This window comes from Marinobacter sp. F4206 (genome assembly GCF_019392195.1).
Taxonomy (GTDB): domain Bacteria; phylum Pseudomonadota; class Gammaproteobacteria; order Pseudomonadales; family Oleiphilaceae; genus Marinobacter.
Window position 1 is genome coordinate 33,851 of the sequence record NZ_JAHXKI010000006.1, and the last position, 22,218, is coordinate 56,068.

Consider the following 22,218-nt stretch of genomic DNA (forward strand, 5'->3'; position numbering starts at 1 on the left):
TAAGCACCCGAAATAGGTGCCGTTTGCAAGTGTAGAGCTGTGACTGATTATTGTCCATAATGGCCGACTAAAGCCCTATCGACTGCATGTTGCAGCGCAGCTTCTGTGGTCCGGCGGCCCAAACGGTGCTTCCGGATAGGACGGGTACGTGCACAGGTATTCAGGAGAAATAATGAAGAAACGACTGCTTTCCGGATTTATTGGCCTCTTGGTGGCGCAGCCCACCCTTGCCATGGATTTGGTTGAGACCTATGAGAAAGCGCTTTCCTACGACTCCGGCATCGCTGCCGCGCAGGCCAGCTTCGAAGCCCAGCAGGCCGCCAGCGACGTTACCCGTAGTGTACTGCTGCCCCAGATCGGAGCCTTCGGGGAAGCAAATTATCTTGATATCGACGGACCTAATCAGGATAACAGCTACGAGGAACTCAACTACGGTGTTCAGCTGACCCAGCCGTTATTTCAGGCCGATGCCTGGTTCCGCTATGACGCCAGCCAGTTCCAGACCGATTCCGCGCGTGCCCAATACAACCTTGCCCAGCAACAGCTTATCCTGGATGTTGCGACCGCCTACTTCAATGTGCTCCGTGCCCGAGACACGGTGACCACGGCGCTGGCAGCGGAAGCTGCCATCCAGCGCCAGTACGAACAAGCGCAGGAGCGTTTCGACGTCGGCCTGATTGCGATCACCGAGGTCTATGAGGCTCGCGCCAGCTATGATGACACCCGGAGCCGGCGCATTGTCGCAGAGAACCAGCTGAACATTGCGCGGGAGCAGGTCGCCCGGCTGACCGGCCAATACGAGGAGGATCTCGAGAACCTGCGTCAGAATTTCCCACTGAGCCGCCCTGAGCCAATGGATCCATCGGCCTGGGAAACCAGCGCGCTCGAGCAGAACTGGTCGATTCAATCGGCGCTGTATGACCTCAATGTCAGCGAAGCCAACCTGAAGGCCGCCAAGGCAGGTCACTACCCGACGCTTGACCTGAATGCCTCGTACGGAAAATCGAATACGGATGGCCTGGAGAATGGCGGGAGCTCGCCGTTCCAACAGTTGGATGGCACCACCACCCAGGGAGTGATCGGCCTGACGTTGAATGTCCCGCTCTATACCGGCGGTGGCACCCAGGCAGGTGTTCGTCAGCAACGCTCGCTGGTGACGGTGGCGCAGCAGTCGCTGAACACCGTGCGTCGGGACGTTCGCGTCAATACCCGCAGCCTGTTCCTGACCGTGAACAACAACATCGAGACATCGTCCGCCCTGGAGCAGACCATCGTTTCCCGGCGAAGCGCACTTGATGCCACCCGTGCCGGCTACGAGGTTGGTACACGCAATATCGTCGAGGTTCTGGAAGCCGAGCGGGCTTACTATGTGGCGCTTCGGGACTACGCCAATTCGCGCTACGACTATGTAATCAATACGCTTCAACTGAAACAGGCCGCAGGCATACTGAGCCCTCAGGACCTCATCGTGCTGAACAACTGGCTGAGTGAGAACGCCCCGGGTATCGAAGCCCTGGCAAACGAAGACAAGACCTTGGATGACCCTACCCAGTAGGCTAAGAAGGCGGGCGCTGGAATTCGCCCGCCTTATACCCTCTCGATAATTCCGTCGACGACCTTCTCCAACGCCCCCCGATTCTTGTTAACCACGGCCAGGGCGCGGTTGCCGATGGCCTTTCGCTCCCGGGCATCGCCGATAAGAGTAATAATGTGGGCCGCCAGCTCCTCCGCACTCGCAACCAGCTTAACGCCATCATCGTCCAGCAGCCGCTGATAGATGGTTTCAAAGTTGAACACATGAGGCCCTGAAAACACTGGAATGCCCCAGGCCGCGGGCTCCAGTGGATTATGACCGCCGCGCTCAATCAGCGACCCCCCCACGAACGCCATATCACTGGCACCATAAAGCATCATGAGCTCACCCATGGTGTCACCCAGATAGACCTCTGCGGAAATCGGCTCGCTTCCTTCCGATCGCCTCGCGAGCTTGAGGCCGGCTTTCTCGACCTTGTCGGCCACCGAGTCGAATCGTTCAGGATGACGGGGCACGACGATCAGGAGCGCGTCTGGATGTGTAGCCAACACCTGTCGGTGGGCCTCCAGGAGCTGGACATCCTCCCCCTCGTGGGTGCTGCCGGCGATCCATACGACCCGATCCGCCAGCTTTTCCCGAAAAGCCAGGGAGGCGTCACGGACATCCTCGGGGATATCGACGTCAAACTTCACACTGCCGGTCACCGACACTTTCGACGGCGTGACGCCGATTCGACAGAATCGTTCGGCGTCTTTATCCGCCTGGGCCGCTACCCAGCTGATGCTCTGCATAATGGGAACCGCCAGGCTTTGAATGCGCTCATAGCCGCGGGCAGAGCGCTCGGACAAACGGGCATTGACAAGAAAAACAGGCACGCTAAGCGCACGGCACTGGCGTATCATGTTGGGCCAGATTTCGGTTTCCATAATCACCAGAATGCGCGGGCGGGCACGTTTTAGAAAACGCTGGATGGAACCGGGGGTATCGTATGGTGCGTAGGCATACCGCACTTGATCGCCAAACATCTTTTGCGCCTGCGCCAGCCCGGTGTCGGTCATGGCGGTCATCAGAATGGTAATGTCCGGATCGCGTGCCAGCAGCCGCCGGACCATCGGGCCCGCGGCAATGGTTTCACCCACTGAAACGGCGTGCACCCAGACAACCGTGCCCTCCGCACGTGGCACAATCCCGAGTCGCTGGTACCAGTTCCGGCGCAGTTCCGGAGCCCGGCGGCCATGCCACCACAGGCGCACCAGAATGAAAGGCAACAGTAGCCGTATCAACTGGGAATAGATAAATTGCAGCACACAGGACTCCCGGCAAAACAGTACGGTATCATAGCCCAAAACCTATTGATTTACCTCTGGTTGATGCTGTTGACTACCCCCTGACGGCTACCGGATTCGCGAACAGGCAGGAACGTTCTTCACGTGAAAAAGAAATACCGCAAGCTTCCAAGGAATACCCATTACAGCGCCTACCTTCACCCCCGCTGGTGGCCAACGTGGATCGGGGTCGCCCTGATGTGGACCATTGCACAGCTTCCAATCCGGCTTCAGTGGTGGCTGGGAAAGACCGCAGGCTTGCTGGCCTGGCATCTGGCCCGAAGCCGGCGCCGCATAACCGAAGTCAATATTCGTCTCTGTTTTCCTGAACTTACGTCCGCCCAGCAAACCGCCCTCGTGCGCAAGTCCTTCATTGCCAATGGCATTGGCCTGGTGGAACTCGGCCTGGCGTGGTTCCGAAATCCGGCCAGGCTGAACGACATCACCACGGTTCATGGCATCGAGCATTTCGAGCATGCCCTGGACCATGGCAAAGGCGTGCTTTTGCTCGGAGGCCATTACAGTACGCTGGATCTCGGAGGAAGCCTGGTGACCGAATACATCGATGCGGATGTCATGCAGCGAGACCACAACAACCCCCTGATGAATGCCGTGATGACCCGTGCCAGGGAACGACGGTACGGCACTGTACTCGGCGCCAAGGATTTACGGGGATTGTTCCGCAGCCTGAAAAAGAACCACGCCGTCTGGTATGCCACGGACCAGGATTACGGCCGCAAGGATATCGTCTTTGCGCCCTTCTTCGACATCCCGGCCGGAACCATCACGGCGACATCACGCATTGCTGAACGCAGTGGTTGCAAGGTGGTGCCATTCAGCCATGTTCGCCGGCAGGGCCGCCCCGGCTATGACATATACTTCCACCCGGCTCTGGAAAACTTTCCCAGCGGCGACGACTTGAAGGATGCGACTCTGGTTAACCGCACGATTGAACGCGAGATCCGGCGAGCGCCGGACCAGTACCTGTGGATGCATCGACGCTTCAAGACCCGGCCCAATCCGGATGATCCCGACTTCTACGGCCGGCAATAACCTGCAGCAACGGGGAGGCCGGTAACCACTGACCGGGACCTATGTCCAAAACAATTGAGCACAAGAATCCAGCACCCGTCGTGTGGCTGCTGACTGACAACAAGCCAGGGCACAGGAATCAGTTGAAAGGCCTGGGCAACCGGCTTCGTGTGCTCGCAGGCGCAAGCCTGTACTGGGTCGATGCAAATCAGGTTACCGTGCCTATCTGGCGCGCGCTGCTGGGGATGGCTCCAGATGTCGACCAGACGCTGCCAAAACCCGATCTGATCATTGCTGCGGGAACTGGCACCCATCGCCTGCTACTGTCACTGCGCAGGGTCCGGAACGCCAAGACCCTGGTACTTATGAAACCGGGCTTTCCCCTTGGCTGGGTCAGCGCTGCCATTATGCCGGCCCACGACGGCGTTCACGCCTCTTCCCGCGTTTTGCTCACCGATGGCATGATCAATACCGTTACGCCTTTGGCCCGGATTACCGACAAGCCGGAAGCGCTGGTTCTTGTTGGAGGTCCCTCCCCACATTTTGAGTGGGATAGCGATGTGCTGCTTGGACAGATCAACCACCTGATCGGGCATTACCCGACCTGGCGCTGGACCATCAGCGGTTCGCGGCGAACGCCGGAGGACCTGATGTCCAGACTGAGAGAGCTAGCGTGCCCCAGAATCACCGTGGCAGGCCCGGAAGAGACCCACCAGAATTGGCTGAGCCACCAATTGGCCGCCTCCAGAGCCGTATGGGTGAGCCCGGACAGTATGTCCATGGTTTGCGAAGCCGTCACCTCAGGCGTACCCACCGGCCTGTTCCAGCTTACGCCGCGGCCCGGGAGTCGGGTTGGCGAGGGCGTCAATCGCCTGATCCAGGAGGGGCGGATTGCCCGCTGGAGCGATCATGCCGCCGTGATGGCAGGGAAATCACTGCAGAATGATTCGCTTTGGGAAGCAGACCGGGCGGCCCGCTGGGTTATCGCGCGCGCCCTCCTCCCCGCCGCAAAGAAATCAGAATCGGGCAACAGGAGGAAAAGCACTTGAGAATTCTCCAGGCACTGCCTGCGCTATACAGTGGGGGCGTCGAACGGGGCACCGTGGAATTCGCTTCTGACCTGGTGAAACGGGGGCACGAGTCGTTCGTGGTATCCAAGGGTGGCCCGATGGCCGAGCAGCTTCGGGGGCAGGGCTCCACCCACATTTTTATGCCCATACACCGAAAGTCTCCGGCCTCATTTGCCCAGATTCTACCCATGCGAAAACTGTTGCTGGAGCTGAAGCCGGACATCGTTCACGTCCGGTCCCGCATGCCAGCATGGATCATCCACCTGGCGCTAAAGAGCATCCCAACAGACCAGCGCCCTGCGGTTGTCTCGACTTTTCACGGCATGTACTCGGTCACCCCCTACAGTGCCATCATGACCCGGGCCGATCACCTGATTGCCGTGTCACAGTGTGTCCGGGACTATATTCTGGAGAACTACCCGGTGCCAGAGGGTAAATTGACGGTGATTCAACGAGGCGTGGACCTGAATGCCTTCTGGCAGCGGGAACTCAGCCCCCAGTGGCTTCAGCGCTGGTTCCGACAGTATCCGCAACTGGCCGATCAGAAAATCATCATGATGCCGGGCCGAATATCACGCTGGAAAGGCCAGATGGACTTCCTGGCCATGATGGCGAAACTGGTCCGTCACCGGCCGGACTGCCACGGCATTATCGTCGGCGGTGCCGAACCCGGCAAAGAGCGCTTTCTGGAGCAGCTTGAGAAGGAACGCGCGCGACTGGATCTGACCGACAAGGTCAGCTTTCTTGGCCAACGCAATGACATGACTACGCTCTACCTTCTGGCTGATGTTGTGTGCCACATGAGCACCAAACCGGAGCCCTTTGGCCGCACGGTGACCGAAGCCCTCGCTTCAGGCACGCCAGTGGTGGGCTACAATCGGGGCGGGGCCGCGGAAACCCTCCAGGCCTGCTTCCGGGCCGGGCTGGTAACGCCCGACAATACTAATGAATTCGCCGAGACCGTTTTGCGGCTTCTTGATACTGAAGCGCCGATCATCGACATTCCGTATCGGTTTCAACTGGAGGCGCAGACAGAGTCAACGCTGCAAGTGTATGAGCAAGCCCTTGAGCGGCGAAAAAACCAGCAATGACCCATCAACCCAAGCTCACTGTCACCCTTTTTTTTGCAACGCCCGGAACAACCTGGGGCGGCATGGAAAAGCACACGGCCGATCTGGCCCGGGCATTGGCCAGCCGTGGACACAGCGTCCATGTGATTGGTCATGAACATTACCGTCAACACTTTCCGGACAGTGTGCACTTTCATGCCGCGCCGGTTCAGCTCGGGCGTCGCAATCCCTGGCTTCATTTCTCCCTGAAACAACGCCTCCGGAAAATTGCGCCAGACATCCTTCACGCCCAGGGCAACAAAGCTGCGCAGCTGGTCGGCAACATCAAACAAGGAGCCGGATGCGCTCGTGTGGGCACCGTTCATGGCAGCAAGTCCAGCCACAGGGCGTTCCGGAAACTGGACACGGTCATTGCCGTCAGCCCGCAGATTTTTGACGGCCTTGATCATCCAAACAAGCACCTGATCTTTAATGGTATTTCGACGCCCTCCGAAAGCCACCCAATAAAAGATCAATGCCGCGTCCTGCCAGCTGGAGTCACCAACGTCGTTGCAATCGGGCGCCTTGAACCGGTCAAAGGGTTCGCGACTTTGATTCGGGCGTGGGCGATACTATCCGGAGAAATCCCGGACGCTCACCTCACCATCTTCGGCGAAGGCACCCTGCACTCAGAGCTTGAACGCCTCGTTGCCAGCCTGGGCCTGGAAAACCGCGCAACCCTGGCCGGGTTTTGCGACGACCTGGCGCCCGTATACCGGCAGGCAGACCTTGTGGTCATCAGCTCCGAGCGGGAAGGCTTTCCCTATGTACTGATTGAAAGCCTGCTGGCCGGCTGCCCGATCATATCGACCCCGGTATCCGGCCCTGCATATATGCTTCCGTCACAGGCCATATCCCCGGATTGGGAGCCCAACAGTCTTGCCAACATGCTCCAAAACGCACTTGCCAATCTATCTTCACTGAAAGAGGCCGAAGCCGCCGCCATGGCCTTTGCCCGGGACGAGCTCACCCTTGAGTGCATGACCGTTGAAACAGAACGGCTGTATCGAAATACTCTGTCCGCCAAAGCAACAGAGTGACCCTAAAGTTCACCTGCCAAGTTCAGTGCTCCCTCTCAAGCCGCTCCAGAAGCTGCAACTCCTTCGCCTTCGCCAGGCGCATGAAGTTACGGTTGGCCGCCGTGATTGAAACACTAAGACCGAACCAACCGTTCAGGAACTGTCTGTGTAGCAGATAGTACTTCAGGAACTTGAGCGGAAACTCCACAAACAGGCGAACTCCGGATATGCGCCGCCCGCTGGCAGCCAGGAATCGGGCCTGCTCCGTTGAGAGCTGACAGTATTTTTGTTCCATCTGCGCCAGTGAGATAAGGGTCCGATGCAGAACATCCCCTTTTAGCTCAAGCACGCGCCCCACCCGTACCTGCGGGCGATCATTATTGCTGTCCGGCTCCGCCTCGATAACTGCGCGTTTCCGATTGTACAGGCGAAGGATCTTTTTGGTTTTGTCGTGACGGAACGGATGCCCGGGCAAAGGCTGGGACAATACCCAACGCATTCGAAAACCAGCCACATCGTCGGGAACGGGTCTGGAGAAAAGATCCCTGATGTTGGCGACCAGCTCGTCCGAGAGCACTTCATCAGCGTCCAGGTCCAGCACCCAGTCGTTGCGACACAGGCTGGCAGCATACGCCTTCTGGCAGGCGAACCCCTGCCAGTCGTGATGAACAAAGCGGGCGCCCACCTCTTCTGCTATTTCCCTGGTTCTGTCGGTGCTTCCGGAGTCAACCACAATGATCTCGTCGACCCAGCCGACTACCCTGGCCAACGACTCAGGTAGCCTGACTTCCTCGTCCTGGGTGATGTAGTAAACTGAGAGTGGCAGCTTCATCGTGGCTCCTGATGCCGAGGTGCGGGATTTCGGTTTGTGGCGGGGCAATATTATGATACCCCTGTGGTAAGATGGCGCCCCTAAAATGGAACTTTTGCATGGCGTTCTCACATTCAAGCACGGAGTAAATCCATGATTCACCCTGTCATTATGGCCGGCGGCACCGGTTCCCGGCTCTGGCCCCTGTCGCGACAACTGAATCCAAAGCAGTTTCTGAAGCTGACGGACAGCCCCCTGTCCATGCTGCAATCAACTGTCGCCCGGCTTGAGGGCATGGACGCTGAAAAACCGCTGCTGATCTGTAATGAGGAGCACCGGTTCCTGGCCGCCGAGCAGATGCGGCAATCCGGTATGGAAGATGCCCGGATCATCCTTGAACCGTGCGGACGAAACACGGCGCCTGCCATTGCCCTGGCGGCGATTCAATTGTGCGAGCACGCCAGCAATGACAACCCGCTGATGCTGGTTCTGGCCGCCGACCATCTCATCCAGGATACCGAGGCATTCCAGCAAGGGGTTGCCAAGGCGATTCCACTGGCGGAACAAGGCAAACTGGTCACTTTCGGTATCGTGCCGAGTCACCCGGAAACCGGCTATGGCTACATTCATAGGGGAACCGAGCTGGCAAACGATTGCTACTCCGTAGACAAATTTGTTGAAAAGCCGGACCTCGACACGGCCAATACCTACCTGGCCTCCGGCGACTACCTCTGGAACAGCGGAATGTTCCTGTTTTCCGCCCGGGACTACCTGAAAGAACTGGAAACCCATCGTCCTGACATTCTCTCCGCCTGCAGGTCCGCGATCGCGGACCCAAGCGAAGACCTTCACTTCACTCGGGTAAACCCTCAGCTGTTTGCGGAGTGTCCCTCCGAATCGGTGGATTACGCCGTCATGGAGAAAACCGACAAGGCGGCTGTCGTCGCTCTTGATGCGGGCTGGAGCGATATTGGCTCCTGGTCAGCCCTCTGGGACGTCAGCACCAAGGATGAAGCCGGCAACAGCCTGACCGGCGACGTCATTGCCCGGGATACCGCCAACACTCTGGTTCGCGCCGACAGTCGTCTGGTCGCGACAGTTGGTGTCGACAACCTGGTCATCATCGAAACCAAAGATGCACTTCTTGTCGCGCACAAAGACAAGGTGCAGGACGTGAAAACCGTGGTCGAACAGATTCGCAATGATGGTCGCCACGAGCACATGAACCACCGGGAAGTCTACCGCCCCTGGGGCGTATACGACTCCATCGATAACGGTGCCCGTTACCAGGTCAAACGCATTACCGTGAAGCCGGGCGCCAAGCTGTCGGTCCAGATGCACCATCATCGCGCTGAACACTGGATCGTGGTGAGTGGCACCGCACGGGTGACCAATGGCGAGAAAACCTATCTGGTCACGGAAAACCAGTCCACCTACATTCCGGTTGGCCAGGTGCATTCACTGGAAAATCCGGGGGTGATCGACCTTGAGTTGATTGAGGTGCAGTCTGGCTCTTACCTGGGCGAAGACGACATTGTCAGGTACGAGGACCGGTACGGACGTAAATGAGCAAACTCAAGTACTTCATCATCGCCGGCCTGCTGAGAATGGCCGGCGGCTTATCGTTGGCCAACGCCCAGAGGATCGGAAAATGGCTCGGCCTGCTGATCTGGAAACTGCCGACCAAGTCCCGACAGGTGACCGACACCAACCTGTCTATCTGCCTGCCCGATCTGAACGAAGCGGAACGTGAGGCGACGTCCCGGGCCTCCATGATCCAGACCGGTCAGACCATGCTCGAGGTTCCGCTGATGTGGGAATGGCCCGTGCAGAAATGCCTGGATCTGGTCAAAGAAACCGAAGGCCTGGAACTCATTGACGAAGCCCTGTCTGGAGAGGAGGGACTGATCCTTCTTGCCCCTCACCTGGGAAACTGGGAGCTGGCCGGGCTCTTCTTTTCGTCCCGGTACAAGATGGCAGCCCTGTACAGTCCGCCCAACATGCCCGAGTTCGAAGATTACATGATCAAGGTCCGCGGGCGCCTTGGTTCGGAACTCGTTCGCGGAGACCGGCGCGGGCTGGCGAGACTGGCATCAATACTCCGGGAAGGTGGCGTCGCTGGGATATTGCCGGACCAGTCGCCCAGGGGCAAAGGCAACGCCTTTGCGCCTTTTTTTGGCATGGAAGTAAAAACCATGACCCTGGTTTCCAAGCTGATCCAGCGAACAGGCGCCAACGTTCTTATCACTTTCGCCGAGCGTCTTCCGAACGCCCGCGGCTTTCGGATTGTTGTCAGAAGAACGGAAGCGGGCCTGGGGGACAAGGATCCGGTTGTCGCAACAACCGCCCTGAACCGCTCGATCGAGCACTGTGTTCTCGAAATCCCCGAACAATACCAGTGGGAATACAAGCGCATGCGTCACCGCCCCCCAGGAGAGACCAACCCCTATAATCCCGACCGGGTATGCTGATGCAGTGATCGATGTGCAACACCAGATCTGTTTATTCACTTTTAACTCTCGGATTTTCCTGACATGACCGTGTCCACCCGGACTTTACCACTCGCCTTGCTTATGGCCGGACTTGGCGGAGCCCTTCTGTCCTCGAGCATCCTGGCTGGCGCCACTCTGCTTCTGGCAATTGCCGGCGGTGTGTTCATCGCCCGTAAATCCCCGTACAAGGCAGGCTGGGATACGCCGAAAGAGCTGCGTTTACTGCATTTCGCGTTCTGGTTTTTTGTCCTGGTCAGCGCCTGGTCGTGGATGCTCGAGGGTTTTGATTACGAGGGTGGCAAGACCCTCGGCAGCCATGCACGATTCCTTGTTTTCTGGCCACTGGTCATCGCGCTCAGCTACATCCGATTAAGAGCCCAAACGATGTTTATCGCGATCGGTCTTGTCTCCCTGTCGGCTCTCATTGCCTTTGCGTCAGCGCTTGCAGACCAGTCCTGGTCCATTGACCGCATTCTGAACATGCGCTTTGGCGGCGGCATCAATCCAATCAGTTTTGGCAACCTGGCACTACTGGGCAGTGTAATGACGCTGGTCGGCGCTTCATTCTTCCTGCGGACCGGGCGAAAAATACCGGCAGCCTTTTTCGTCGTGGTTGGCGTGTTGGCGGCTGTTATATCCATGCTTTCCGAAACCCGGAGCAATCTGGTGGCACTCCCCTTTCTTCTGCTCGTTTGCCTCCCTCTTGTTGGTGGAAAAGCACGAATGGCCGGCCTGATACTGATACCCGCCATTCTTGGCTTGGCAATTGTATCCGGCGACCGCATGTCCCATTCCATCGAGGCACTGATGAACGGGAGCGCGCTCGATAATGGCATCGAGATACGCTTCGAGGTCTGGGGGCTGGCGTGGGAGATGTTCAAGGACCATCCATGGACGGGCGTCGGGCTGGGCGGCTACACCCACGCCATCGAATCCGCTGTCGCTAATGGAACCGCGCCTCAATACCTGCTCACCTGCTGTTCAGGACACGCCCACAGCGACTTCTTCAATAATGCAGCCACCAGTGGCATTCCCGGCATCCTGAGCTGGGCCCTGTTGATCTTCATACCGCTGACGATATTTGTCCGGCATCTTTTCAGTCGGCATCTCCCCGCCGCGCACCTCGCCGCCGCAGGCGCCTTGGTCAGTACCGGCTATTTTTTCTTTGGCCTGACGGAAGCCACGTTCAATCGTAACCTGTTCCTGACCTTTTACCTGCTTTCCGTCGCGGCCATTGCCTCGGCCCTGTTTTATGAGCTCAGCGCCTCCTACGTTCGGCAGCGAAACCGCAAGGTGTCCGCGACCATTATTACCAAGAACGAAGAAGCGCATATTGCCGACTGCCTGAGGTCGGCGCGACTGGTCGCAGACGAAGTTATCGTGCTGGACAGCGGAAGCTCAGACCGAACCGCAGAAATCGCGAGGGAGTACGCCGACATCGTCGAGGTCACCGATTGGCCAGGCTTCGGGATACAGAAGCAACGGGCCCTGGAGAAAGCCACCGGGGAATGGGTGCTGTCACTGGATGCCGATGAGCGTGTGACGCCGGAACTGGCCCGGGAAATCAATCACCACCTTGCCGATCCTGACGCCGATGCCTACAAACTGCCCTGGGCCGTTACGATCTATGGCACACGTCTCGACTTCGGTCGCAGCGGCCGTGCGCCCCTTCGCCTGTTCCGGCGCGAGGGCGTGAGCTTTTCCGATGCCCTGGTCCATGAGCGCATCCTGATACCGGAAGGCCGGAAAATAAAAACCCTGCGAGGTCGACTGACCCACTACACCCATCGGGATTTCGGTCACTCCCTGGAAAAAAGCGCCAAATACGCCTGGCTTGGCTCACTGGAAAAACACCGCAAGGGCAAGAAAACCCGCACAATGGTATACCCGACCCTGAGGGGCCTGATGACCTTTGTTCAGGTGTATTTCATCCGTTTTGGCTTTCTTGATGGCGCAGTCGGGTATTTAACGGCGGTGACCTATGCCCAGGTCACGTTCAATAAATATGCGGGCTTATGGACGCTGTCGCGGGACAAAAACATTGCCAGTGCAGATGAATGATATGTTCGCAGTTGCTTCGGCGCTGCTTTCCAAGAGCGGACTCAGGCGCCTGAACAACCGATCAAACCTGAAGGCCAGCCAAAAACTGCAATAGAGAGACCTCTATTTCGGCACCACGAACGAATGTAAACCCGTTGTCTGAACACCGATACCATGCAGCATCTCGACTATCTCATCGTAGTAGGGAAGGCTGGAAGCAAGGATCTTGTCATCTATCTGAAAAACCTGCATCTCAGGAAAAATCTTCTTGATCGTGAACAGAGCAGTTGAGGCGAAACTGTAGAACCCAAGGTAGGACTCTCCTGACATGGCTACCTCAACTTCAATTGGGCGTCCGGCTTGCCGTATTTCCACCGGAAATGCTCCAAGTACCCTCTCAAGCTCCCCAGGAACTTCCTTTCTGTGCAGGAAATACAGGATTCGGGCATTTTTGTGCCGCTGGACTACAAGCTGAATCTGCATCTTCAGTCGCTCCAGCCGCTCCTCCCCTCCAAAGGGCTGCCCCAAAAAGGCCACTACCGGCCTGTTTCCCGAATTTGAGACATCGGTTTTGAACGTCCGTCGAAACAAGGGAAAATCGTGAATTTCGATACTAATTCGCTCGGAATCAGGCAAGGGGAAGCAAGTAAAAAAGGCGACGGTACCAGTATCGCGTTCAGCAGTAAGCTGAATTCCCATGGCAGCCAGCACCCTTCTCTTCCCACTCGAAATTCGCGGATGGAAACTTTCATCGTGAATGGCGTGGTAATACTTCACGGTCGCCAGACCATCATCCACAAAGATGACCTGGGCGCTATCCAAACCAAGATAGAAGATCTCGTGAACCCAGCTGTTCTTGTTCCCGATGAAGAGACGAGCTATCAAACAACCTGACAGCCGCCGAAAAATGGAGCCAAGCCTGAAATAAAACGACGTCTTTCCCAAGAAGACAGTATCTTGACCTTTCCAGCCCAAAGAATCCGCCAGGAAAGCCATCTGAGACTCTGTCTCTTTGTTGTCAGGCCTCGCCACAATCAACACACAGGAGTCACTCGCACATCCATAATGCTCGCGAGCCTCGGAACAGCCGATGAGCTGCAACGGTGTACTGGCAACGAAAACATTGATGCAACCCTGGTTGCGGTTCAAGCTCGCGTACTCCTGAGTCACGAGGTGAAATCGTTCATTGGCTGCTTACCGACTGCTTTTTGAGCTCCCTTCGCAAGCGACGCCTCACCTTGACCTTCCTGAGTAAGTTCAGAGGCTTTCGCCTTAATCCCGCCTGTTTGTTAACCAGGAAATCATCCACCGCATCCAGAACACGACCACTGGAATGGCCATCGCGGAAACTGTGCAATTCATCGCACAATTTCCGAGTCTCATCCATCAACTCCCCCGGGTATTTAAGCGCTTTTTCCAGAGCGGGTTCTACATCCCTAACGTTGTCCACATCAATGAGGTAGGGGCCCGGCATTTTCGTCCTGAAAGTCACCACAGGACGATCCAGGAACATGAACTCGAACATGATGGATGAGGTATCGCAGAGCATCACGTCGGCTTGCGGCAGTATGGGCAAAAGATCCTCGTCACTTTCGACAAAGCGAAGATTCTCTCCGGCCAGGCTGCGGTATTGCTCGACGACTGACGCTTCCATTTTGGGGTGAAGCGTAACAATAAATTTCCATCGCCCACTTGATGCAAGTTCTGCTATTTTTTCCACCAGAGCTGGCGCCGATGTCACGGATCGGCTGAAGGTCGATGCGTAGAACACGACAGGCAGTTCACCCTGTCCACGCGCACGCGGTCCTTGAACCTGTTTCTGCAACAAAGAATCCAGTTTCGGCCAGCCGGTGTGGGCAACCGCAAAGTGCTGGTGTAATTCAGCCAGCTGCTGGAATTTGGCGGTATCCGTCTCTGCGTGAGTGCAGTAGAGATCAAACCATCCCCGAATACGATAGTGGTCGCTTTCAGCCTCACTGTTGTGACCACGCTTGTTGCGCGCCATTCCGTGAAATACTTCGACCTTGATACCCGGAAAAAAATAGGGAACCCAGTCGCCAGGCACGAAGGTCGCATCAGCGTTAAATTCCATCACCTCTTTTACGGTCTTGAGGTGACGCTCATCCGGTCCCAGAGGCTCTGCCGTGCATCCCGCTACGAACCAGGCCGCTTCCCCACCCCGCCGACGAATCTCTTCCTGGAGCGGACGAAGAATCGAGTAGGAATAGGGCTGATTTACAAAAAAAAGGTATCGGCGCATTCACTTCCTGCCTGTCAATGACTTGTAAAGCTCGCCGGTTTCAAGGACGGTTTGCGAGGTGTGAAACGCGTTCGCAATACGGTTCCTGGCAGCCTGCCCAAGCTCCGCCAACAGCCCTCGATCACGGTAGAGAGACTCAATAGCCCGGGCCAGTGCGGCACTGCTCTTTGGCTCGACAACCAGACCGCTCACACCATCTTCAACCAACTCAGGCATTCCACCCACCCCGGTCACAACCGGCGTAACACCATAGGCCATGGACTCAATCACCGCCCGAGGCAACCCTTCACGTTCCGTGGACGGCAGCACAAATACATCACTGGCAGCTGCAATGGCAGGCGCATCGTTTCGGTAACCAGTAAAATGGATTCTTTCGGAGCGAGGCGAGTTGGCAACCAGTTCTTTTATTGCATCATTCTTGTCAACGTCGCCTACCAGTAGCAGATGAACCTCGACATCCTTCGGGAGGTCTCCTACAGCATTCACCAGCACATCAAATCCCTTTCTGGGAGAGTTTCGCCCAGTGCAACAGACAACAAAATCCCCTTCCTGTACCCCAAACTCACTCAGGTCCGCAGGCTCTGCCTGATACCAGTCCAGATCATGGCCCTTGTAGATCCGCTGGAGTTTCGAATCCGGAATCCGCATCCAGAGAAACGTCAGGCTCGCCAGATAATCTTTGATGGCATCGGCAACGCAGACAATCTTGCTGACCCGGGGATGGAGGAACGTTATCCAGGATTCAGGGTTCAGAAAACTGATGTTCCCGATAACCCCACGATAGGCAACGATCCTGATATCGGTCCCTTTGGACGCTTTAATGCCGCACGCCAGGGCTCTGGGGTTGTAGGCGTGGATAATTTCGTAGTTTTTCTTCGCGAGCTGCTCCCGAATCGCGGCTATTCCGGCTTTGTCGAAGCGACTTTCCAACGCCATGGGCTGCGCGACCATTCCTTCATCAACGAGGCGCTGATAGTTCCGGCCTTTGGGATTACACATGACATCGACGTCAAAGCCTGCCCTCTTCAACCCGATAAACAGCTCCGTCTCCGGGCGGTCGCAGGCATCTGTCAGGCACAGGATGGCAGGCAGCGAGGTATTTTCCTGATGATTGGTCAAGCGGAGTGACTCCCATTGTATCCGTTCATAAAAGCATCCCAGACGCCTTTCTGTGCGGCTTCACCTGCCACTTTTCTCAAGGATCTGGCAAATCGTTCAAGGTTGGCGTTCTTCCAGCTGGAAGCCGATCCGGGTGGTCGAATCTGTCCTTTGTCGAAGTCGATCAGATAGAAAGTTTCTCCCCTGACCAGAACGTTGAAACAGTTCAGATCGGCGTGATGAACACCATGGTCGTGGAAGCGCCGAATGGTCTGACCCAGCGCATACCAGTCAGCGGCCTGTAACGTCGTTATCAACTCGGCAAGAGGAACCGTCTCGTCCAGCCGCTCAATGATAATGGCCGCCCGATAGTGCACCGGTGACACCTTCCGGTACCAGGCAGCCACTGCTCTGGGAACCGGAAGTCCCATCTGGTCAAGTTGATTCAACAGCCGGAATTCTGAGAACGAGCGCACGTCCCGTTCACGGGTGAAGGCATAGGCCTTCTCGGATAGCTTGGCTACGAGGCCACCACGGCGGTACTCCCGCAACACAAGCCGACTTCCATCGGCATCGATAAACCAGGCGCCCCCACGGCCACCACTGCTGACCGGTTGGGCCCGTTTTCCCCAGTATTCGGGACTGAACCAGTCGACGGTGACTCGTCCCTCATAATCCGGATGTATGAGCAATCCTGAGCCCTCTTGTCGTTCACAGATTTCAGACTCGACCATGGATCCCCGTACGCCAGAACATGAGAGCAGCCAACAGACCAGGCAGGTATCGGGACGTCTGCCGGTGAGTGATATAGAATGGCGGCCAGTTTACCAATGATTAGCTGCAAAGCTCTACAAACCCGTTCTCGAACATGCCATGGATCCCTGTTAAATGAAGTCGATCTGCATTCTCCGCCTGTCCGCCATTGGCGATGTCACGCACGTCGTTCCTGTGGTCCTGAGCCTCCAGGAACAGCTTCCGGGTGTAAAAATCACCTGGGTGATTGGCAAAATAGAAGCCAAGCTGATCGGTGACCTTCCCGGCGTCGAGTTCGTCATTTTTGACAAGAAGGCGGGCCGCCAAGGCTACTCGGAGCTGCGCCAGAAAATGAAAGGGCGCAGGTTTGATGCTTTGCTGCATATGCAGGTCGCCTTCCGAGCCAACCTGGCGTCCGCGTGCATTCCTGCGAAAATCCGGGTGGGCTACGATACAGCGCGGAGTAAGGACCTCCACAGCCTGTTCATCAACCGACGTATCAAGCCCGCTCAACATCAGCACGTCCGCGATTGCCTGGCGAGCTTTCTGGAACCACTCGGACTTGACCCCGCACCTCCACGCTGGATGATTCCACTGACCGACAGCGACCACGCCTTTGCCCGACAGCACCTGGCCGAGGACCGCCGGAATCTCGTGATCAGCCCGTGCGCCAGCCACACCCTGCGCAACTGGCCGGCAAGGCATTATGCCCACTTGGCCGACCACGCCATCCGAACCCACGGAATGAAGGTGATTCTGGTAGGCAGTCCGGCACCTTTCGAAGCCGATTATTGTGCCGCTATCGAATCCGAGATGACGGAAAATGCTCACAACATCTGCGGCCAGGACACCCTGAAGCAGCTCACCGCCCTGATGACACACGCCGATCTGGTGGTCGCTCCCGACACCGGCCCGGCCCACATAGCCAGTGCCGTGGGCACCGATGTCCTCGGGCTGTTCGCCGCCAGCAATCCCGACCGCTCAGGGCCTTACAACTCACTGCAGTGGTGCGTCAACCGTTACCCCGAGGCACTAAAGCAGTTCACCGGAAAGACGGTCGATGAGGCCAGATGGGGTGCCAAGGCAGAGTTTGAAGGGGCGATGGAACTGGTCACTGTGGAAGATGTGACCGCAATGCTGGATCGCTGGGTTGAGAGCAAAGCCAACCGCTGATACGGGTCCGTCGCGAACGGCTGACCCGCAACAGGGCATCGGAACCGATTACTTCTTCGCGGTGTAATCCTGGTAGGATTTCTCTTCCACGAACCGGGAACCGAGGGCAAGGTTAACGTCTTTCTTGATCGCGGCGCGCTTGTCGTTCGTCACGTAAACGGCCCGGGCCAGTTCGATGAAGCGGGGCCCGAAATCCTGCTCGGCTTCCTGATCCCGAATGTCGTCCTCGATCTCCCAGAGCGCCTCATTCACCGCCTTGAGCTGCTTTCTCAGGTCCGAGATCGCGGCTTGGTCCTTGACGGCTTCGTTCCAGGTGGCGCTGAGCTCATCCAGTTCCAGACGCACGTTTCTAACCTTTGCCTCATCCTTGATGCGCTCGGATTTGATTTCAAGGATCGTAATCTTGTCGAGGACCTCGCCGAAGGAGACGGGGACTTTAATGACGTCTGCCATGTGCTATTCCTGAAAAATTAAGTGGGTTTAAACAACAAGGCCGCCTGACTGCTCTTACGCAGAAGGCGGCCTGGGCACTTTGTTCGCCGATCAGCCGCTAACCGGCGTCAACCAGCCTTTGTGAGCGTCCAGCTTGCCCTTGACCGCATCGAAGTACATTCCCTGCAGCTTCTCGGTTACCGGACCGCGTTTGCCGGCGCCAATCACCCGGCCGTCTAGCTCGCGAATCGGCAGTACTTCTGCGGCGGTGCCCGTGAAGAAGGCCTCTTCAGCGATGTACACCTCATCCCGGGTGATCCGGCGCTCTTTGACCGGGATGTTCAATTCGCTGGCAAAGTCGAGGATGGTCTGGCGGGTAATACCCTCGAGGCAGGAGGTCAGCTCTGGCGTATGCAGGACACCGTCGCGAATGATGAAGATATTCTCGCCCGAGCCTTCGGCAACATAGCCCTCGTTATCGAGCAGCAATGCTTCCTCACAGCCACTGGCAATCGCTTCGTTCAGCGCCAGCATGGAGTTGATGTAGTTGCCGTTTGCCTTCGCCTTGCACATGGTGATGTTGACGTGGTGACGGGTGTAGGACGAGGTCCGCACCTTGATCCCTATCTCCTTGGCTTCCGGCGACATGTAAGACGGCCAGCTCCAGGCGGCGACCATCACATGAACCTTCAGGTTGTCGGCCCGAAGTCCCATGCCCTCAGATCCCAGGAACACCATGGGCCGGATGTAAGCTTCATCAAGGTTGTTGTCCCGAACGGCCGCGCATTGGGCCGCGTTGAGTTCATCCTTGCTGAACGGCATCTTCATGTTGAGGATGTGGGCAGAGCGGAAGAGCCGATCGGTATGGTCTTCCAGACGAAAAATGGCAGGACCGTTCGCGGTATTATAGGCCCGCACACCTTCAAAACAGCCCAGGCCGTAATGCAGGGTATGGGTCAGCACGTGGGTTTTGGCTTCCCGCCAGGGAACCATTTCACCATCCAGCCAAATAAGGCCATCGCGATCAGCCATCGACATTCTTCGTTGCTCCTAAAAAAAGCGGTTTTCGGGGAACCGGCATTCTAGCAGGAAATTTCAAAAGAAAGAAATTTAGCAAGCTAATTAACCATGATTCGCTGCCACATAGCCCGGATGTAATCCCGCTCATCCGGAAAGGCATCCGCTTCGACCTGACTGTTGAGATTCTGCAGCGCCCGCCGATGAATGGTCGAACGCAGGGCAATAAAGGCATCACGTAATCTTTCCGTGTCCTCGACCGGCATGACCCCTACTCGCCCCAACTCTTCCATCTGTCGAATGTTGTCTGACCACTGGGTCAGCTCGGGATGCTCTGAGCTGTAGGCCAGCATCAGGTACTGAACCATGAATTCAATATCCACAATCCCGCCCGTGTCATGCTTGATATGAAACACCTCCTGCTGGCGATGCTCCGGCGTTCCCAGGCTTGCGCGCATCCGCTCCCGCATGTCCACCACTTCGGCCCGGAGCTTATCCCGATCCCGTGACTGGCACAGGATGTCGTGGCGAATCGTTTCAAACGCCTCCAGCGTCTCACGACAACCGGCCACACCTCGGGCCCGGGCGAGCGCCTGGTGCTCCCAGGTCCAGGCATCATTCCGCTGGTATTTTTCGAACGCCTGAAGCGTGCTGACCAGCAGCCCCGAGTTGCCCGACGGCCGCAGTCGCATATCCACTTCGTAGAGCAAACCTGCGGGGGTCTGGGTATTTAGAATATGGACAATCCGCTGCCCCAGGCGGGTATAGAATACTGCGTTATCGATCGTCTTCTCGCCATCCGTTGAAAGCTCGGGATCCGCATTATGCACGAAAACCAGGTCGAGGTCGGAGGTGTACCCCAGCTCAATCCCGCCCAGCTTTCCGTAACCGATAATCGCGAAGTCGGTCTCACAGGCAGACCCATCCGCCCGTTTCGGGTAGCCATGGCGGCTCACCAGATTGGAAAACGCCACGTCAACAACGTGATCAAGCACCACCTCCGCAAGCCAGGTCAGGTAATCGCTGACCTTCATCAACGGCAATGTTCCTTTCAGTTCAGAGGCCGCCAACCGCAGGATGTGGGCCTTCTTGAAGTGACGCAGGGATTCCATCTGCTCTTCAAGGTCTTCGAAGGGGATCCTCATCATTTGCTGTCGCAAGTCATCCTGTAACTCCTCCTTGGCCGGAGGATGGTAGAGGCTTTCGGCGTTCAGAAGCTCATCCAGCAACAGCGGTGTTTCCGCCAGCTGCCGTGCAATCCAGGGACTCTCGCTACACAGTTTGACCAGCTGGGTCCGCGCCCCGGGGTTCTCCAGCAAAAGCACCATGTAGGCGGTACGGCGAAGTATTGCGTCGACCAGTTGCAGCACCCGGGACAGAGTCTCCGACGGGTTTTCGACCTGCGTCAGGGCTTCCAGTAAAACCGGCATAAACTGGTTGAGGCGCGTGCGCCCCTGCGTCTGCATGGTCTGAACGGTTCGGTTTTCGCGCAGGTCCTTCAGCGCCTGACAGGTTGCCTCTGCATCTTCATAACCATGGTAAGTCAGCCATCGGGCGGAAGCGGCATCGTCGATTTCCGCCAGCCAGAGTTCATGCCAGCCTTCTTCAAGTCCCGCCGCACCCGACTGATCGTCATCCTCGGTCGCAATGATGTTCGCAAAATGGGTTGCCACCCGTTGCCGGTGTTCTTCCAGGGCCGCCTCGCAGGAGCTCCAATCATCGTATCCCATGATCATGGCGATTCGGGCCTGGCTCAGGTCGTCGGCGGGCAGCAACTGGGTTTGCTTGTCTTCCATGCCCTGCAACGCATGCTCAAGATTGCGCAGGAAGACATACGCCTCCCTCAATTCCTCCACCACCTGGGGGGGCAATAGCTCGAGCGCTTCCAGCTCCTTCAGTATCAGCAGCAGTTCACGCTGCTGGAGTTCCCGGTCGCGGCCACCCCGGATCAGCTGAAAGGCCTGCACCACAAATTCGATCTCACGGATGCCGCCGCTGCCAAGCTTGATGTTGTTCTCAAGCCCCTTGCGGCGCACCTCCCGACTGATCATCGCCTTCATGCTACGCAGTGATTCGAACGCACTGAAGTCAATGTATTTGCGATAGACAAAAGGCCGGAGGCTCGTCATCAAAACCTGGCCGGCGGATTGGTCTCCCGCCACCACACGGGCCTTGACCATGGCGTAGCGCTCCCAGTCCCGCCCCTGATCTTGATAGTAGGCTTCAAGGGCGGCGAAACTGAGCGCAAGGGCGCCACTCTGACCATAGGGCCGAAGCCGCATGTCGACACGGAAGACAAAGCCATCGGCGGTTATCTGGTCCAGCGCCTGGATCAAGCGCTGCCCCAGGCGAATAAAAAAGGTCTGATTATCCAGAGAACGCGGACCGCCCCGGGTTTCTCCATTGCCCGGAAAGGCAAAGATCAGATCGATATCCGAGGAAACATTCAGTTCCCGGCCCCCCAGTTTACCCATACCCAACACGACCATCTTCTGAGGCGCGTCTTTGCCGGTAGCCGGGTCCGCTCCCCAAGGCGTGCCGGACTGCTCGCAGGCATCTTCGTATAACCAATCAAGAGCGCCCTGAATGCAGGTGTCCGCGAAGGCACTGGTTGCAGCAATCGTTTCGTCCAGATTGGCCCAACGCAGCAGGTCGCGCCAAATGATCCGGAACTGGGCCTCGCGACGAAACCGGCGCAAAGCGGAATGCAAAGAAGACTCATCCTCCACCGTGGCAAGATACTGCTGCCAGCGATGTGCCAAAAACTCCGGCGTCGTGGGCTCGCTAAGCGGGCGAGCGTTCAGGATGACCTGAACCTGCTCTGGGTGACGCTCAAGCGTCTGTCTCAGGAAAAGGCTGCGAGCCATGGCATTGGCCACAACCTCCTCGGACATTCCCGCCGTCGTTCTCAGCCAGGCCGGAATGCCTTCGGGGAACACCGAATCCCAGCAGGAGGCGACCTCTTCGGCCAAGGGAGTCGGAAGGGAGCTCCACGGCTCGGACATAATGCAAACCCCTGTCTCTCTGTTATATTTCCGGTACTGTATAACGAA

General features: G+C 57.2%; 18 protein-coding genes. 9 read left to right on the plus strand and 9 right to left on the minus strand.

Annotated elements, in window-relative coordinates:
* Nucleotides 1-172 precede the first annotated feature (172 nt).
* Nucleotides 173-1,555, plus strand: coding sequence for a TolC family outer membrane protein (locus KZO34_RS17500; RefSeq protein WP_219478191.1), 1,383 nt, complete (start codon nt 173-175; stop codon nt 1,553-1,555).
* Between the two features lie 32 nt (nt 1,556-1,587).
* On the opposite strand, the gene waaA is transcribed toward KZO34_RS17500, so the two are convergent.
* A complete protein-coding gene (waaA, locus tag KZO34_RS17505; protein ID WP_219478193.1) occupies nt 1,588-2,841 on the minus strand; it encodes a lipid IV(A) 3-deoxy-D-manno-octulosonic acid transferase in 1,254 nt (417 codons plus the stop codon).
* A gap of 123 nt (nt 2,842-2,964) precedes the next feature.
* Between waaA and lpxL the strand changes: the two genes are divergently transcribed.
* From lpxL to KZO34_RS17525, 4 genes are read left to right on the plus strand one after another with little or no spacing between them, the layout of a single operon-like run.
* Nucleotides 2,965-3,912, plus strand: coding sequence for an LpxL/LpxP family Kdo(2)-lipid IV(A) lauroyl/palmitoleoyl acyltransferase (lpxL, locus tag KZO34_RS17510; protein WP_219478195.1), 948 nt, complete (start codon nt 2,965-2,967; stop codon nt 3,910-3,912).
* Between the two features lie 41 nt (nt 3,913-3,953).
* A complete protein-coding gene (locus KZO34_RS17515) occupies nt 3,954-4,940 on the plus strand; it encodes a mitochondrial fission ELM1 family protein (protein WP_219478197.1) in 987 nt (328 codons plus the stop codon).
* A complete protein-coding gene (locus KZO34_RS17520; protein ID WP_219478199.1) occupies nt 4,937-6,052 on the plus strand; it encodes a glycosyltransferase family 4 protein in 1,116 nt (371 codons plus the stop codon). The genes KZO34_RS17515 and KZO34_RS17520 overlap by 4 nt, the downstream gene beginning before the upstream one ends.
* Entirely contained in the window at nt 6,049-7,110 is a 1,062-nt protein-coding gene (locus KZO34_RS17525; protein ID WP_219478202.1) for a glycosyltransferase, read from the plus strand. Before KZO34_RS17520 ends, KZO34_RS17525 begins: the two co-directional genes overlap by 4 nt.
* A 22-nt stretch (nt 7,111-7,132) precedes the next feature.
* Here the strand turns inward: KZO34_RS17525 and KZO34_RS17530 are convergent, their stop codons facing one another.
* Entirely contained in the window at nt 7,133-7,921 is a 789-nt protein-coding gene (locus tag KZO34_RS17530) for a glycosyltransferase family 2 protein (RefSeq protein ID WP_219478204.1), read from the minus strand.
* Between the two features lie 132 nt (nt 7,922-8,053).
* Here KZO34_RS17530 and KZO34_RS17535 point away from each other — a divergent pair, with 132 nt between their 5' ends.
* From KZO34_RS17535 to KZO34_RS17545, 3 genes are all read left to right on the plus strand, one after another.
* Nucleotides 8,054-9,469: a mannose-1-phosphate guanylyltransferase/mannose-6-phosphate isomerase gene (locus tag KZO34_RS17535; RefSeq protein WP_219478206.1), complete on the plus strand. Its 1,416-nt coding sequence runs from the start codon at nt 8,054-8,056 to the stop codon at nt 9,467-9,469.
* Nucleotides 9,466-10,371: a lysophospholipid acyltransferase family protein gene (locus KZO34_RS17540; protein ID WP_219478208.1), complete on the plus strand. Its 906-nt coding sequence runs from the start codon at nt 9,466-9,468 to the stop codon at nt 10,369-10,371. The genes KZO34_RS17535 and KZO34_RS17540 overlap by 4 nt, the downstream gene beginning before the upstream one ends.
* A gap of 63 nt (nt 10,372-10,434) precedes the next feature.
* Nucleotides 10,435-12,453, plus strand: coding sequence for an O-antigen ligase family protein (locus KZO34_RS17545; RefSeq protein WP_219478210.1), 2,019 nt, complete (start codon nt 10,435-10,437; stop codon nt 12,451-12,453).
* Nucleotides 12,454-12,555: 102 nt separating this feature from the next.
* Here the strand turns inward: KZO34_RS17545 and KZO34_RS17550 are convergent, their stop codons facing one another.
* Genes KZO34_RS17550 through KZO34_RS17565 form a run of 4 tightly spaced genes read right to left on the minus strand, consistent with a single transcriptional unit; the run spans nt 12,556 to nt 16,482 of the window.
* Nucleotides 12,556-13,581 carry an alpha-2,8-polysialyltransferase family protein gene (locus tag KZO34_RS17550; RefSeq protein WP_219478212.1) on the minus strand — a complete coding sequence of 342 codons (1,026 nt, stop codon included), beginning with the start codon at nt 13,579-13,581 and terminating at the stop codon, nt 12,556-12,558.
* 34 nt (nt 13,582-13,615) lie between these two features.
* Complete coding sequence (locus KZO34_RS17555) at nt 13,616-14,692, minus strand: CDP-glycerol glycerophosphotransferase family protein (RefSeq protein ID WP_219478214.1); 1,077 nt, start codon at nt 14,690-14,692, stop codon at nt 13,616-13,618.
* Nucleotides 14,693-15,811 carry a glycosyltransferase family 4 protein gene (locus KZO34_RS17560; RefSeq protein WP_219478216.1) on the minus strand — a complete coding sequence of 373 codons (1,119 nt, stop codon included), beginning with the start codon at nt 15,809-15,811 and terminating at the stop codon, nt 14,693-14,695. It abuts the gene before it with no gap.
* Nucleotides 15,808-16,482, minus strand: a complete 675-nt coding sequence (locus KZO34_RS17565) for a 3-deoxy-D-manno-octulosonic acid kinase (protein ID WP_257900511.1) — start codon at nt 16,480-16,482, stop codon at nt 15,808-15,810. The genes KZO34_RS17560 and KZO34_RS17565 overlap by 4 nt, the downstream gene beginning before the upstream one ends.
* Nucleotides 16,483-16,678: 196 nt before the next feature.
* Here KZO34_RS17565 and KZO34_RS17570 point away from each other — a divergent pair, with 196 nt between their 5' ends.
* On the plus strand, nt 16,679-17,716 hold the full coding sequence (locus KZO34_RS17570; RefSeq protein WP_219478220.1) for a glycosyltransferase family 9 protein: 1,038 nt from the start codon (nt 16,679-16,681) through the stop codon (nt 17,714-17,716).
* A gap of 48 nt (nt 17,717-17,764) precedes the next feature.
* On the opposite strand, the gene KZO34_RS17575 is transcribed toward KZO34_RS17570, so the two are convergent.
* From KZO34_RS17575 to glnE, 3 genes are all read right to left on the minus strand, one after another.
* A complete protein-coding gene (locus tag KZO34_RS17575; protein ID WP_219478222.1) occupies nt 17,765-18,169 on the minus strand; it encodes a DUF6165 family protein in 405 nt (134 codons plus the stop codon).
* A 90-nt stretch (nt 18,170-18,259) separates the two neighbouring features.
* The gene (locus KZO34_RS17580) at nt 18,260-19,186 is read right to left on the minus strand and encodes a branched-chain amino acid transaminase (protein WP_219478224.1); all 927 of its coding nucleotides are present in this window, start codon (nt 19,184-19,186) and stop codon (nt 18,260-18,262) included.
* 80 nt (nt 19,187-19,266) lie between these two features.
* Nucleotides 19,267-22,170, minus strand: coding sequence for a bifunctional [glutamate--ammonia ligase]-adenylyl-L-tyrosine phosphorylase/[glutamate--ammonia-ligase] adenylyltransferase (gene glnE, locus KZO34_RS17585; protein WP_219478226.1), 2,904 nt, complete (start codon nt 22,168-22,170; stop codon nt 19,267-19,269).
* Nucleotides 22,171-22,218: the final 48 nt, after the last annotated feature.

What these genes read in the sequence shown, in the direction of transcription:
- KZO34_RS17500 (WP_219478191.1), top strand. Translation starts at nt 173, where the DNA reads ATGAAGAAACGACTGCTTTCCGGATTTATTGGCCTCTTGGTGGCGCAG.
- KZO34_RS17515 (WP_219478197.1), top strand. Translation starts at nt 3,954, where the DNA reads ATGTCCAAAACAATTGAGCACAAGAATCCAGCACCCGTCGTGTGGCTG.
- KZO34_RS17525 (WP_219478202.1), top strand. Translation starts at nt 6,049, where the DNA reads ATGACCCATCAACCCAAGCTCACTGTCACCCTTTTTTTTGCAACGCCC.
- KZO34_RS17530 (WP_219478204.1), bottom strand. Translation starts at nt 7,921, where the DNA reads ATGAAGCTGCCACTCTCAGTTTACTACATCACCCAGGACGAGGAAGTC.
- KZO34_RS17535 (WP_219478206.1), top strand. Translation starts at nt 8,054, where the DNA reads ATGATTCACCCTGTCATTATGGCCGGCGGCACCGGTTCCCGGCTCTGG.
- KZO34_RS17540 (WP_219478208.1), top strand. Translation starts at nt 9,466, where the DNA reads ATGAGCAAACTCAAGTACTTCATCATCGCCGGCCTGCTGAGAATGGCC.
- KZO34_RS17545 (WP_219478210.1), top strand. Translation starts at nt 10,435, where the DNA reads ATGACCGTGTCCACCCGGACTTTACCACTCGCCTTGCTTATGGCCGGA.
- KZO34_RS17555 (WP_219478214.1), bottom strand. Translation starts at nt 14,692, where the DNA reads ATGCGCCGATACCTTTTTTTTGTAAATCAGCCCTATTCCTACTCGATT.
- KZO34_RS17570 (WP_219478220.1), top strand. Translation starts at nt 16,679, where the DNA reads ATGAAGTCGATCTGCATTCTCCGCCTGTCCGCCATTGGCGATGTCACG.
- KZO34_RS17575 (WP_219478222.1), bottom strand. Translation starts at nt 18,169, where the DNA reads ATGGCAGACGTCATTAAAGTCCCCGTCTCCTTCGGCGAGGTCCTCGAC.
- KZO34_RS17580 (WP_219478224.1), bottom strand. Translation starts at nt 19,186, where the DNA reads ATGTCGATGGCTGATCGCGATGGCCTTATTTGGCTGGATGGTGAAATG.
- glnE (WP_219478226.1), bottom strand. Translation starts at nt 22,170, where the DNA reads ATGTCCGAGCCGTGGAGCTCCCTTCCGACTCCCTTGGCCGAAGAGGTC.